Here is a 13,834-nt window from a genome sequence, read left to right on the forward strand (position 1 = left end):
AAATCGGCAACGCTGCCATCGGGCGCGGTAAGCTGCAGCGGCTCTCCGGCAGCGGCAATGCTGAAATTGGTGTGCAGCTCGCCAAAGGCAAGGCGGCGGTCTTTGCCGGAAGCCCATACCAGCAGGAAGCCGCCGGGCGCGATGCTTACCGGTGGAAAAATCCAGCGGTAGGGCCGGGAGGGATCGTCGGTGAGGCCGAAGCCGCTGAGGTTCACCGCTTCGGTGCCGGCGTTGAACAGCTCGATCCAGTCTTCGAAATCGCCGTCTTCATCAGCGATGGTGCTTTGGTTAGACGCCTGGAATTCGTTGATGTACACCTGCGCAACGGTCGCGGGAAGTGGGATGAGGCCAAATACGAATACGGCGCACATCACCCTAAAAAGAAAAGCATGTCCCTTCAAAAATTGTGATAAAGAGGCTCTTGTCGGAAGGATAGAATTAGGATTTGGCACGGCGTAATCAGTTGAGAATGGCTATTTTGTCCAAAATTTCAGATGAAACCTGCGACGCTTTACAGACAACTTTCTACAGATGGTATCCGCCGGCTTTTTTTGAAAGTGCTGCCTGTGAAAAAAATAATATTGACTACGGAAGCCGACAGGATGCAGTCTTTCCAAAGATAGCATTGAAGAAGATGAAAAGTACAGAATTACCGTAGCGGGGAAAGGTCTCTCATGGATGGTTCGAAGGTGTCCACACATTAATGGTCATACAGCGCATTTGCAAATCCATGGTTTGACAGCGAATCTGGGATTTTGTGATATTCGCTAAGGAACCTCATCTTTGGAACGAAGGCTATTAACGATGAAAGCTGCCAGTACCACAGAACTGTCCAAAACCCAACCTTCGCCTTTAGCCTGCGTAGGCAAAGCCTTTGTATTTTGACTTAACTATACCGACCTGAACTGATGAAAACGATGATGAAAGCTTACCACACGCCATCTGCTTTTCTATTTTTCCTGCTGGTGATTGCGGGGGGCTTCACGCTCCTCCTTCATCCGGCTGATGCCCTGGCCAAAGATTACGAGATCCCCGCCCTGCGGATTGTGGCGGAAATCCGGCCTTCGGGGGAAGTCTTCATCACCGAGGAGCGCACTTTCCGGTTTGAGGGCAGCTACAGCTGGTTCGAGCAGGATATCCGGAAGCTGGGGTTCCGGGAAATCCGGGAGATTGAGGTGCGCGAGGGCGGGCAGCAGTTCCGCTTTGAAGACAGCAACGAGCCCGGCACCTATTCGATCCGCGACGGGAACCGCGTGGTGACCATCCGCACCAATTTCAGTGCGCAGGATGAAAGCCGGACCTTTACGCTGAGCTACATTCTGGAAGGTGCGCTGGCTTCAGACGGCGAATGGGCGGAGTTTTACTGGGCATTTCTCGGTTCTGACTGGGACCGTGCCCATCAGAATATTGAAATCGAAATTGTGCTGCCGGAGGGCCTTTCTGCGGATGAGCTGATTGCCTGGCCGGAAACCCGCGCACAGAATGCGCAGCTCAGCACAGAAAGCAATCGGGTGCTTTTTACTGCGGAGCGGAACCGGGGCGACCGGGCGCTGCGCATCCGCACTTTTTTCCCGGAGCGTCTGGTCGAAAACACGGTACCCTCAGAGGCGACGCTCAATCCGTTCGTGATCATGCAGGAGCGGGAGGAAGCCGAGCTGCGCAAAGCCCGGATGTCAGCTTTTCTGATACCGCTGGGCTGGGTGCTTGCAGCTGCAAGCCTGGTTTTTGCGATGGTGCTGGTTCTCAAATTCGGCGGACGTCCGCAGCTGGCCGAGCACTTCCCGGAAATGCTGGAAACGCCTCCCTCTGAAATGCCGCCGGCAATGGTCGGCTGGCTGTTCCGCAACCTCTACAGCGATCACAACAGCCGCTTTGTGGCAACCATCTTCGATTTATCGCGGAAGGGCTACTTCCGGATTGTGCAGGAAAGGGAAGAAACCGGCACCTTCCGGAAAAAGGAGACCGAGGTTTACCTGCTTGAGCGCACTGGCAAAACAGATTACAGCGGGCTGAAAAGCTGGGAAACGGAAGTCGTTACCCTGCTCGAAGGGCGGCTGAACGGCGAAAAAAAGCGGCTCAACAAGCTTTTTGATTTCAGCTCAAAAGAGCACAAAGCCCAAACGGCATTCACGACATGGTGGAGCAAATGGTTCAGCGAAATCGGCCTGGAAGCCCGCGCCAATAACTGGATGGTGGATAACACCAAGCCTATTGTGCTGAATATGTTGGTTCAGGCGATGCTGTTTTTGTTCGGATTTTTCCTCCTCATTTACAACAGCGAAGCAGGGCCGGCAAGCGGTGTAGCCCTGCTCATTGCATCAGGACTTGCCTTGGTGCTCACCATCGCCCTGAATGTGCGCACTGAGGAAGGCGAGCGCGTGTACCGCCGCTGGAAAGCCTACCGGCTCGCACTCACTGAAGGCCGGGTTTCCATGAAGCCGGAACTGAAAGGGCTGCACATCGTGTACGCCATCGCCCTGGGGCTGAACAAAAAGAAGATGGGTACACTCATCGAAAGCATTAATCCGCAGCCCGACGATTTAACGTGGATGTTTTTCATGCCGGGCTTTTTCCCCAACGCGGCCCTGTTTTCGAACGTAGTGCACACGGCGGTTGTGTCAACCACCACAAGCATCAGCACCGGCACGGGTGCGGTTGGCGGGGCAGCAGGTGGTGGTGGCGGAGGTCGTGCAGGATAGCGGAGGACAGGGCGGGGAGCCGGATATCGCACGCCAAAAAGCAAGGCGTTTGCCGTTGGCCTGCGATGGTTGTTAAATCACGAAAGACCTTGATGTGCACGGAGTTTCCCCCCCTAAAAAAGAAAACAGCACTGCCGGGCAGCCGGTTTCAGGCGGATCGGTTGCTTCCCGGACTTGCATAAAACAGCAAAAGCCTTCCGGCGCGAACCGGAAGGCTTTTGTTTTATTTGGAAATTTGAAAATCCGCGATGGGACGGCTTACTCGCAAAAAGCGTCGAAAACCATTTTGAGGTCGCCGGCAACTTCCTGTGCGCTGCGGCCTTCTACGCGGTGGCGCGGGATCATCGCCTTAATTTCGCCGTCTTTAAAGAAGGCAAAGCTGGGCGATGAGGGCGGATATTCCGCAAAGTACTCGCGGGCGCGGGCGGTTGCTTCCTTATCCTGACCAGCGAACACGGTGAAGAGGTGGGTCGGCTTCTTGTCGTTTTCGAGGGCGATTTTCACTGCGGGGCGTGCGTTGCCGGCGGCACAGCCGCAAACGGAGTTGATCACGAGCAGCATGGTGCCTTCTTTGGTGCCCTGCATCATGGTGTCAACTTCAGCCGGGGTGGTAACTTCTTTAACACCAAGTTCGGTGAGCTCATCGCGCATCCAGGTGGTGTCGGGACCTATACCAAAACCAAATTGCATAATAGTTTCTGTTTTCAGGTTAGTAATAGTTGCAGCAGTGCCGGTTAGGCACCTGAACTGCCCTGAATTGTGTTATTAATACAGGTTTTGTGTTAGCACAGGGCAGTCTTATCTTAGTGGGCTAATATAACATTTTTTGTTTTCAATACGTGCCCGTCCTAACGATTGCGGCGCCCACTGCTACGCCTTTACGTTCAGCCCTATGACTGCATTTTCCGTCCCAAAATATTTTGTTTTTTTGCTGCTGCCTGCGCTGGTATGGCTGCTTGCAGCCTGCTCCGGGCCGAGGCAGGTTTCGAGCCTCGCACTCGCAGAGCCGGTTACCATCGACGGCGACTTCAATGACTGGCCCTCAGCGGCTCTGAATTCTAATTTAATTGATGATTTCGATGTTGCCATTGGCAACGACGACCGTTTCGTGTACATCGCAGTGAACTTCCGGAATAACCGCACCTGGCAGATGGCCCGCGACCACGGGTTCCGGATGTTTTTCGACAACGGCAATCAGCTGCGGCGCTCGTTCGGGATTGTGTTCCCTACCGGAATTGTGGAGGCACTCGGCGACTTCCCCGGTGCCCGGCAGAGCTACCTCGAGAACCCGGGCTGGCAGAATATGCCGGAAAACCAGCGGCTGGTGCAGCAGGCGGAGCAGCAGCTTGGCGAGCGGGTGCAGGTGATACGGCGCACCGAACGCCGCGACCGCATCAGGCCAACGCTGGTTTCTACTGAGCGGCTGGAGGCCAACGGCATCCTCGTTGGGGTAAGCGGCAGCAGCCGGGTGATGTCGCTGGAAGTGCGCATCCCGCTCGATGACGGCTCGGGCGATTTTTTCGCCATCACACCGGATAACAACGGCCGGTTTTACATAGATTTCGAGATCGAACCGCTGAGCTATGAAGAGATTACCGGTGAAAACCCTACCTTCGAAACCGTAGAAACCGCTGACCGCCGCGACCCGACCGGGCGCCAGACCCGAACCCGGCAGCAGCTCAGCGTTTCAAACCCGCGGCTGTATGCGCAGCTGAGCTACATTTTCCAGGAGCGCGTTCGGGTTACCCTAAGCGAGCAAAACTGAGCGCGCAATTGCCGCATAGGTTGTTCAGGATTGGAAGCGCATCATCCTGAAAAAAATAAAGGCCGGACATCTGCACTTGCAGACATCCGGCCTTTTTTTTTGCGCTGCTGCTGCTAAGCAGTCATGAACTTATTTTGCAGCAAGGTAAAGCTCGTTCACTTTGGCCCAGTTTACCACATGCCAGAAAGCCGAGATGTAGTCGGGGCGGCGGTTCTGATAGTTGAGGTAGTAGGCGTGCTCCCAAACATCGAGACCAAGAATCGGGGTATGCCCGCTCATTACCGGTGAATCCTGATTGGCGGTTGAAGTAACGTGCAGCTTGCCGCTGCCGTCAACTACCAGCCATGCCCAGCCTGAACCGAAACGGGTAGCGGCTGCATTCGCGAAGGCCTCTTTAAAAGCATCGAAGCTGCCGAAAGTACTGCTGATCGCATCAGCAAGTTCGCCGGTGGGGTTTCCGCCGCCGTTTGGAGAAAGAACCGTCCAGAAAAGCGTGTGGTTGGCGTGTCCGCCGGCATTGTTGATTACACCCTGCTTTTTGTCAGCGGGTAGTTTATCCAGATTTGTGAGAACTTCTTCTACGGAAGCATCAGCGAGTTCGGTGCCTGCAAGGGCATCGTTTGCTTTGGTAATATATGCGTTGTGATGCTTGGTATGGTGTATTTCCATAGTTTTTGCATCGAAATGCGGCTCAAGGGCATCGTATGCATAGGGAAGTTCTGGAAGTGTGAAAGCCATAATAAATTTCCTTTTAATTTTGTAGTTAATAACAGCAGTAAATGAAGGCGCTTTTGAAAGGCCTTATAAACGATTTATGTGAAAATGTTGCCTGAAACAACATCATCCGGAACACTGCAATTTTTATACCAGTGTTGCTATTATACAGCACAGCAACAAGTTAGCAGTCGTTTACATGTCAGAATAACAGAAGGCAGTTCATTATAATTCACCGGCTTGGGGCTATAAGTCAGGGAAAAACGTTTATCCTTTTGTATCTTAAGCGATTATATGAATAAACGCAGATAGAGAAGTTAGCAGCCAAAACTGCACAGCAAAGGACGAACCAAACCTATTTTTATGAAATACGATTATGACCTGATTATTCTGGGAAGCGGCCCTGCCGGTTTTTCAGCCGCGATGCAATCAACCAAGTTCGGGAAAAAGGTGTTGCTCGTTGAGGCCGACGCCAAACACCTTGGCGGCGCGTGGATCAATGCCGGAACCGTTCCGAGCAAAGCCCTGCGTGAAGCAGCAGCTTCCATTTTTAAGTACAATCAGCTTTTCGGAGCTGACGGGGCAAGCCGCAATTATCAGCGGTATAAAATGGCCGACCTGCTTCGCTTTAAGGATCAGGTAGTGAAGTATGAAAACAGCGAAGTAAAGCGCAACCTGATAAAAAATGAAGTTCATACGGCAAGGGGGATGGGGCATTTGCTCGATCCGCATACTGTAGAAGTGAGCGATCACCTGGGTACACGGAAAAAATACCGGGCTGAGTTTATCCTGCTCGCAACGGGATCTTCAGGCAGCAAGCCCAAAAACTTTGAAGTGGATCACCGCCTCGTGGTTGATAACCGCAGCCTTGTTAATATGACCCATGTACCTAAACGACTGGTGATTATCGGTGGCGGCGTTAACGCAATTGAATATGCTACCATTTTTTCAGCTCTTGGCACCAAAGTAAACCTGCTGAGCTCACGCGAGACCTACCTACCTTTCCTGGATTCAGAAATTAAAAAGGAATTCGATCTTGCTCTCAGTCAGCAGCGCATGGTTATTCATACGCAGGTTTATGTTGAAGGCGTTTCTGAAAATCCGCTTCGCAATTGTACCGAAGTTAAGTACCGCAGCCTCAAAGATAATGAACTGCGGGTGCTTGAAACCGAACAGGTGCTGCATTTCGGTATCAGGCAGCCTAACACCCGCGGAATCGGCCTCGAAGAAGTCGGCATTGAGATGAACGAAGAAGGATACATCAGCGTGAACGGGCACTATCAGACTTCGGTGCCTTCTGTTTACGCAGCCGGCGATATTGTTGGATTTCCCGGCCTTGCTTCTGCTTCTTTCACACAAGGCCGTATTGCAAGCTGCCACATGGCAAATATCGATAATGTGAAGCTGAGCGGCGCTCATCCGTTTGGGATTTACACCATACCGGAGATATCGAGTATCGGTCTCACCGAAGATGAAGCCATTTCACAGGGGCTTGATTTCGCTGTGGGCCGGGCGTTTTATAAGGAACTGACGAAGTCATCAGTTTCTAACACAACCCTTGGTCTGCTCAAGCTCATCATCGACCGGAAAACCCTTAATCTGCTTGGGGTACATGTAATCGGTGAAAATGCCTGCGACATCATCCACATTGGTCAGGCGGTGATGAAGAATAAGATTGATGTGCGTTACTTCGTAGATAACATCCTGAATTACCCTACCTTCAGCGAAGCTTACCGGGTAGCCGCTTTCAACGGGCTGAACCGCATTAACAAGTCTGGTGTGAAGTATCGCAGCCTTATTTCTTCTGAAAAAGACAGCTAATTTTTCTGCCATCAATTTAAAAAGGGTACGTGAAGCCTGCTTCACGTACCCTTTTTTTTGTAATGCCGGAAATATTTCTGAACACTGCTCAGGTCCGTTAAACCATCACCCTACACAAAATGTATAGCCATGGGGATGCCGCGGTTGTCCGTTTCAGGCGGGAGCGGGAGTGTGCGGACCGGCCGGTACGGGCTTTGTGCGGCCATAAGGGCGAGTACGAGGGCATCCAGCAGGTCGTCGTCTTTGGCCTGCGATTTTTTCAGGCCCTCCCGCATTTTGGTGAAAAGCTCCTCTGTTCGCGGGTCGGCGCTGAACAGCAGTTTCTGCCGCCTTTCCACGCCTTCGGGGGTTTTCTTTTTGGGAAGCGGCTCACCCGCGCGGTTCAGCTTCTTGAAAAGCAGTTCGGGATGGCTTTCGTGAAGCACCTGCCTCAGTGCCGGCTGCTCAGCAATCAGCTCATCAACCTGCCGTATTTTCGGCATGATGTTCCAGGCCTGTTTGGTGATGCGTTTGCCGGTTCTTGTTTCGTTGATGTCGCAGGCCGCGGTGTAGTCATTCACCAGAAATGCAGCCCTTACCGGCGGACTAAAAACCGATGATGCGTAGGCTCCGCCCAAAACCAGCCTGAGCAGCTGATCGCATTTACGCACCGGCTCGGTTTCCGACAGCCCGATCGGGATATCGATAAACACGGTATTTTTAGCCGCGGCATAAGCTGCGAGCTCCGTCGGGGTTTGCAGCAGCTGCCACGCGGCAAGGCTGCGGTCGAGGGTTACGGCCAGCCAGCCGGCCCGGCAGCCGTCGATTCCGGCAGTTTTCATGGTTGTTGAGAAACAGGCTAAAAAACGCCCGGCAGCTGAGCCGCCGGGCGCGTGTGTTTATTTGATGATGGGTTTGAGCTGAATGTAAAGCTCGTCGAGCTGTCGGGTTTCCACCACATCGGGGCAGTTATCCATGGTGCTTTGGGCCCGCTGATTTTTGGGGAAAGCGATCACATCGCGCAGGCTTTTGGCACCCGCGAGCAGCATCACGATACGGTCGAGGCCGAAGGCGATGCCGCCGTGCGGAGGCGCGCCATACTGGAAAGCCTCAAGCAGGAAACCGAATTTCTCGCGGGCTTCTTCATCCTCAATACCGAGCATGCGGAACATTTTCTGCTGAGTATCGAAATCGTGAATCCGGATGGAACCGCCTCCGATTTCGCTGCCGTTGAGCACCAGATCATAGGCCCTTGCGCGCACTTTGCCCGGCTTGGACTCCATGAGCGGCACATCTTCGGGCTTGGGTGAAGTGAACGGGTGATGCATGGCGTAGTAGCGGCCGTCTTCCTCGCTATACTCGAACAGCGGGAACTCAGTAACCCAAAGGAAGTTGGCGAGGCTTTCATCAATCATATCGTACTCTTTGGCGAACATCAGGCGAAGATCGCCGAGCTGCTGATACACGAGCGGCGCTTTGCCTGCAAGAATCAGGATGAGGTCGCCCTCAGCTGCGCCGGCTGCATCGGCCATTGCGCGGGTTGTTTCTTCACTCACAAATTTACTGACGGAGGAGTACAGCTCATCCGCATTGTTTTTGATATAGATGAGCCCGCCGGCACCGATTTCCTGCTGAACGCGCTTGGTGAGGCGATCCATAATGCCGCGGCCGAGCGTGCCGAAACCGGGTGCTACAAAGCCGACAACCTTGCCGCCTTCGGCAACGGTTTTGGAAAATACCCGAAATTCGGAGTCTTTCACGATATCGGAAAGGTCGCGGAATTTCATCCCGAAGCGGGTATCGGGCTTGTCGCTGCCGTAGGTTTCGATGGCCTGCTGATAGCTCATTCGGGGGAAGGGGGTTTCGATTTCTTTACCCTGCGCTTCGCTGAGCACCTTCGCCATCAGGCCTTCTGCCATTTGGTAGATGGCCTCTTCATCTACAAACGACATCTCGACGTCGATTTGTGTAAACTCGGGCTGGCGGTCGGCGCGGAGGTCTTCATCCCGGAAGCACTTCACAATCTGGAAGTAGCGGTCCATGCCGGAAATCATGAGCGTTTGCTTGTAGATTTGCGGGCTTTGCGGCAGGGCGTAGAATTTACCGGGATTCACACGGCTGGGCACGAGGTAATCACGGGCGCCTTCGGGGGTTGAGCGCATCAGCACCGGCGTTTCGACTTCCGCAAAGGCATTGTCATAGAAATAATTGCGGGTACTGCGGTAAATCGCAGAACGAAGCATCAGGTTCTGCTGAAGCGGTGCGCGGCGCAGGTCAAGGAAACGGTATTTGAGCCGGGTTTCTTCGTTGGTCTGAATGTCATCCTTAATTTCAAACGGGGGGGTTTTCGCACGCGAATAGATATGCAGCTGCTGCACACGCACCTCCACATCGCCGGTTTTCATTTTGGGATTTACATTTTCGGCATCCCTTTGCTGTACTTGCCCGACAACGCCAATTACGAACTCGTTGCGCAGCTCATCGGCAGCCAGATGTGCCTGCGCATTGTCCTGAGGTGAAAAAACGACCTGAGTGAGGCCGTAACGGTCCCTCAGATCAATAAAAATTACACCGCCAAGATCCCGGCGGATATTTACCCAGCCGTTGAGCGTAACTTCTTTTCCTACGTGGCTGAGGCTGAGTTCACCGCAGGTATGCGTTCTGTTTAACAGCATAAAGTAATCCTGAAACTTAATCTAAATTAACGAAGTGATTGGGTTGAAATGTTTTCTGCACGCCTTTTTGTTAGGCTTAATTCTCAAAAGCCTGCAAAATAAGGATTTCCGCAACCAATTTTCCGTACTCTTATGCCACTAACCCATGAAACTGCTTTTTTGAGCCTGCTTCTGCTGAATCTTGTAAGCTGCGCTTTTATGTGCGGACTCACAACTTTTGTTCAGCTTGTGCATTATCCCGGCTTCGTGTTTGCTGATTCCCAATCAGGTACGGTATTTCATGACTTCCACTCCGGCCGGACCGCTCTTGTTGCAGGGGTTCCTATGCTTGCCGAGCTTTTCTCTGGCATTGCTCTGATAACGCTGAGTTTTGGATCATCTCTTTTTTGGGCTTTTGTGCTTAGCGGAGTATTGCTCGCATACATATGGGGTGAAACAGCCTTCCGGGTGATACCCGTACATAACAAAATGAGCATTACCGGCGCGCATAATGCGCAGCTTGTACAACGCCTTAGCCGGGCAAACCTTCCGAGAACCCTGGCCTGGAACCTTCGGGTTCTACTGCTGAGCAGCCTCACTCTGTTCATCCTCTATGGAGGACCCTACTATTTGTAAAAATAAAGAGACTACGGCCGATAAATAAGGCTTTTTAGTCTTCATTATTTTTTATATTGCGCACTATAGGATTTGGAGCCTTCGCTAAAGATTGAAATGCTGTTTTAACGCACGGCCTTACATTAGGAAGCTTCAACCATATAAGGGGTACCAACTTCTCTAAGCTGCTCATTATCCTTTTCGGTTCTTATATCCCTTTAGCTATCCGGTTACGCTTTTCCACTTAATTTATCTACCGTTAAGATTTTTTTGAAACATATCAAAAGCCCAGTATGTCCGTAATCACTTTACTTGTAGCAGACGATCATAGTGTAGTCCGTTTAGGGCTTACTTCCATTTTAAACAGCGTATCCACATTCAAAGTTGTTGCAGAAGCTTCGTCGGGGAGAGAGGCTGTAGAGTTGTACCAGCAGTTCAGGCCGGATGTTTGTTTTTTAGATATAACCATGCCGGAGTTAGACGGCATCGATGCGTGCAGAGAAATTCTGAAGTTCGACGAAGATGCCCGCATCATTATGATGACTATCCACCTTGATGAAAAGTACCTGAATGAAGTGCTTGAAGCCGGTGCATACGGTTATATGCTCAAAAGCTCCGGCAAGGACGAGATCATCGAGAATATTCACCGGGTACTGAACAACGAGCGTGTTTTCAGTAAAGCCGTTTCAGATATGATCACGACCAGTTTCCTGCAACGGAACCGCAAATCTGATGATCCTAAGCCCCTTTCCAGACTTACCCGCCGGGAAAAGGAAATCCTCAAATATATCGTTGACGGTAAAACCAATCAGGAAATAGCTGAAATACTTTCCATTTCTCCCCGAACTGTTGAAACACACCGCTCTAACCTGATGCAGAAAATGGGTGTCAAAAATATAGCAGCGCTTGTCAAAAAGGCTCTTGCTGAAAATCTTATCTAATTTATACGTATTTATACTTATAATTATTTTTTAGATAATTACGCGTAAATACTAATTGTTTGAACACCTATTATTTCCTTATATTTAAAACAACAAATGGGGTAATAGCCGTCTGTAGATGATAAATTTAACGCCGCGTTTTGAACAGACGCGGCGTTTTTTTTTGTCCGTTATGCTGCTAAGCGCCTGTATAAAACAGCCATTCAGCATCAGCCGTCCGGCAGCTTGGTCTTGAAGACACAGTTCAGGCAAAGAAAAAGCCCGGACTTCCGACCGGGCTTTTTGTTGTTCCAAGTATATGTGTTTATTTGAGATCGTATGTTGATACTATTGCACTTCGTCAGGAGCAGCCGCTTGTTGAACCGCAATTCTCACATTTAAGGCAGGTTCCGTTTCTTACCATCGACATACTGCCGCATTCGCTGCAAACATCGCCGGTGTAGCCCATACTTCGGGCTCTTTTGTAGCGGCTCATGAATGAGTTCTCTGCTTTCTCCGTGCCTGGCGAAACAATACTAACAGTTTCAGCTACTTCTGCTTTGAGGTTGGCAATGTTGCTTTTGGGAAGTGTTTCGGAAACCACATCCTGTGATGAGCCTGAATTTTTTTCCGCATCTTTCACTTCCTCTTCGGTTTTGAGGGTACGCTCCATAATTTCATCAGCCCCTACATGAGCAAGATCATGACGGCCAAGATATGAAATGGCAAGCTCGCGGAAGATGTAATCCATCACAGAAGTTGTCATTTTAATATGCGGATTGCCGTGTACCATACCGCTTGGCTCAAATTTGGTGAATACAAAGGCATCCACAAATTCATCAAGGGGCACACCATGCTGCAGGCCCAGTGATATAGAAATGGCAAAACAGTTAAGCAAACTCCGGAAGGCAGCGCCCTCCTTGTGCATATCTATGAAAATTTCACCCAGCTGACCGTTTTTATACTCGCCGGTACGCAGGTAAACGCTTTGTCCGCCTATTTTGCATTTCTGTGTGTAGCCCCCACGCCGGTTTGGAAGCCTGCGGCGCTCTGAAACATATTTATGAATGATGCGCTCCGCAACCTGAAGCACTTTATCCTGCGCGGCGGCAACTTCCGGGTTCATCATCTGTTCATTCTCTTCTTCTTCTTCAGCTTCAGCTACCTGAAGCACGTCTGAAGTAGAGTTCAGCGGCTGACTCAGCTTGGAGCCGTCGCGGTACAGCGCGTTGGCTTTGAGCATCAGCTTCCAGGAGGTCATATAGGCTTCCTGAATTTCGCTAACAGTTGCTTCGTTGGGCAGGTTAATGGTTTTTGAAATCGCCCCGGAAATAAACGGCTGTGCAGCAGCCATCATCCGGATATGGCCCATGCTCGAGATAAAACGCGTTCCGGTACGGCCGCATTTGTTGGCACAGTCGAACACCGGCAGGTGCTCGTCTTTGAGTTTGGGCGCGCCTTCAACGGTCATGGTTCCGCATACGTAATCGTTGGCCAGGCTGATTTCACTTTGCGAAAAACCCAGGTGCGCGAGCATGTCGAAGCTCCAGTCAGAGAGCTGCGCATCAGTAATGCCGAGTACCTCTTTGCAGAAATCTTCGCCGAGTGTCCACTGATTAAAGGCAAACTTGATTTCAAATGCTCCCGGCAGGCCGGCTTCAACGGCTTCAATTTTTTCGTCGGTGAAACCGAGCGCCTGCAGACGCTCATGCGTAATGGTCGGGCATCCTTTAAAAGTGCCGTGCCCCTTGGCGTACTTCACAATTGCATCAATTTCTTTTTCGCTGTAACCCAGCTTTTCAAGTGCAGCAGGCACACTTTGATTGATGATTTTAAAGTAGCCGCCTCCCGCAAGTTTTTTGAATTTCACCAGGGCAAAGTCCGGCTCAATACCGGTTGTGTCGCAGTCCATCACCAGGCCGATGGTGCCTGTTGGTGCGATTACGGTAACCTGTGCATTGCGGTAACCATGCTTCTCGCCCAGCGCAAGCGCAAGATCTGCATCTTCACGGGCAGCGGCAATAAGATAGTCCGGGCACTGCGTTGCATCTATGCCCATCGGTCTTATGGTGAGGTTTTCGTACTCTTCGGCTGAAACATTATAAGCAGCACGGCGGTGATTCCGGATCACGCGCAGCATGTGGTATTTGTTCCGGTCGTAGCCTTCGAAAGTGCCGAGCTCTTTGGCCATCTCAGCGCTCGTAGCATAGCTGTGCATGTGCATGATGGCGGTAAGGGCGCCGGTAAGCGCTGCGGCCTCTTCGCTGTCGTAGGGGATGCCCTGAATCATCAGCAGGGAACCGATATTGGCGTAGCCCAGCCCCAGGGTGCGGAACTGCCAGGAAAGCTGTGCGATCTCTTTTGAAGGAAACTGCGCCATCAGCACGGAAATTTCCAGGGTGATGGTCCAGAGGCGGGTCGCATGCCGGTAGGCCTTCACATCAAAAACGCCCGTCTTGCGGTCATAAAATTTCACAAGATTCATCGAGGCCAGGTTACAGGCCGTGTTGTCGAGGAACATGTACTCGCTGCAGGGGTTACTCGCGTTGATGGGGCCGTCTTCGGGGCAGGTGTGCCACTCGTTAATGGTATCATGGTACTGCGTGCCCGGATCGGCTGAAGCCCATGCCGCGTAAGAAATCTGCTCCCAGAGGTCGCGTGCTTTCA

Annotated in this window: 10 protein-coding genes and 1 pseudogene; 5 read left to right on the plus strand and 6 right to left on the minus strand. The window is 51.6% G+C overall.

Annotation, left to right across the window (positions count from 1 at the left end):
- A partial coding sequence (locus LAT75_RS12650) for a lamin tail domain-containing protein (RefSeq protein WP_291483038.1) occupies positions 1-401 on the minus strand: 401 nt, incomplete at its 3' end.
- Positions 402-908: 507 nt separating this feature from the next.
- Here LAT75_RS12650 and LAT75_RS12655 point away from each other — a divergent pair.
- On the plus strand, positions 909-2,699 hold the full coding sequence (locus LAT75_RS12655) for a DUF2207 domain-containing protein (protein WP_291483039.1): 1,791 nt from the start codon (positions 909-911) through the stop codon (positions 2,697-2,699).
- Positions 2,700-2,957: 258 nt separating this feature from the next.
- On the opposite strand, the gene LAT75_RS12660 is transcribed toward LAT75_RS12655, so the two are convergent.
- Positions 2,958-3,389, minus strand: coding sequence for a BrxA/BrxB family bacilliredoxin (locus tag LAT75_RS12660; RefSeq protein WP_291483040.1), 432 nt, complete (start codon positions 3,387-3,389; stop codon positions 2,958-2,960).
- A 202-nt stretch (positions 3,390-3,591) separates the two neighbouring features.
- On the opposite strand from LAT75_RS12660, the gene LAT75_RS12665 reads away from it, so the two are divergent.
- On the plus strand, positions 3,592-4,464 hold the full coding sequence (locus tag LAT75_RS12665; RefSeq protein ID WP_291483041.1) for a hypothetical protein: 873 nt from the start codon (positions 3,592-3,594) through the stop codon (positions 4,462-4,464).
- Between the two features lie 129 nt (positions 4,465-4,593).
- On the opposite strand, the gene LAT75_RS12670 is transcribed toward LAT75_RS12665, so the two are convergent.
- Positions 4,594-5,202 carry a superoxide dismutase gene (locus tag LAT75_RS12670; RefSeq protein WP_291483042.1) on the minus strand — a complete coding sequence of 203 codons (609 nt, stop codon included), beginning with the start codon at positions 5,200-5,202 and terminating at the stop codon, positions 4,594-4,596.
- Positions 5,203-5,541: 339 nt separating this feature from the next.
- On the opposite strand from LAT75_RS12670, the gene sthA reads away from it, so the two are divergent.
- Entirely contained in the window at positions 5,542-6,999 is a 1,458-nt protein-coding gene (sthA, locus tag LAT75_RS12675; RefSeq protein ID WP_291483043.1) for a Si-specific NAD(P)(+) transhydrogenase, read from the plus strand.
- A 110-nt stretch (positions 7,000-7,109) separates the two neighbouring features.
- Here sthA and LAT75_RS12680 read toward each other — a convergent pair whose 3' ends face one another.
- Together LAT75_RS12680 and aspS are read right to left on the minus strand one after the other, a co-directional pair.
- A complete protein-coding gene (locus LAT75_RS12680; RefSeq protein WP_291483044.1) occupies positions 7,110-7,820 on the minus strand; it encodes a DUF429 domain-containing protein in 711 nt (236 codons plus the stop codon).
- Positions 7,821-7,877: 57 nt separating this feature from the next.
- Entirely contained in the window at positions 7,878-9,653 is a 1,776-nt protein-coding gene (gene aspS, locus LAT75_RS12685; protein WP_291483045.1) for an aspartate--tRNA ligase, read from the minus strand.
- Positions 9,654-9,785: 132 nt separating this feature from the next.
- Here aspS and LAT75_RS12690 point away from each other — a divergent pair, with 132 nt between their 5' ends.
- Together LAT75_RS12690 and LAT75_RS12695 are read left to right on the plus strand one after the other, a co-directional pair.
- A complete protein-coding gene (locus LAT75_RS12690; protein WP_291483046.1) occupies positions 9,786-10,268 on the plus strand; it encodes a hypothetical protein in 483 nt (160 codons plus the stop codon).
- 272 nt (positions 10,269-10,540) lie between these two features.
- Positions 10,541-11,188 carry a response regulator transcription factor gene (locus tag LAT75_RS12695; RefSeq protein ID WP_291483047.1) on the plus strand — a complete coding sequence of 216 codons (648 nt, stop codon included), beginning with the start codon at positions 10,541-10,543 and terminating at the stop codon, positions 11,186-11,188.
- A gap of 340 nt (positions 11,189-11,528) precedes the next feature.
- Here LAT75_RS12695 and LAT75_RS12700 read toward each other — a convergent pair.
- Positions 11,529-13,834: pseudogene (locus LAT75_RS12700) on the minus strand (vitamin B12-dependent ribonucleotide reductase); the annotation flags it as partial.

It is taken from the genome of Cyclonatronum sp., from assembly GCF_022565315.1.
In the GTDB taxonomy this organism is placed as follows: domain Bacteria; phylum Bacteroidota; class Rhodothermia; order Balneolales; family Cyclonatronaceae; genus Cyclonatronum.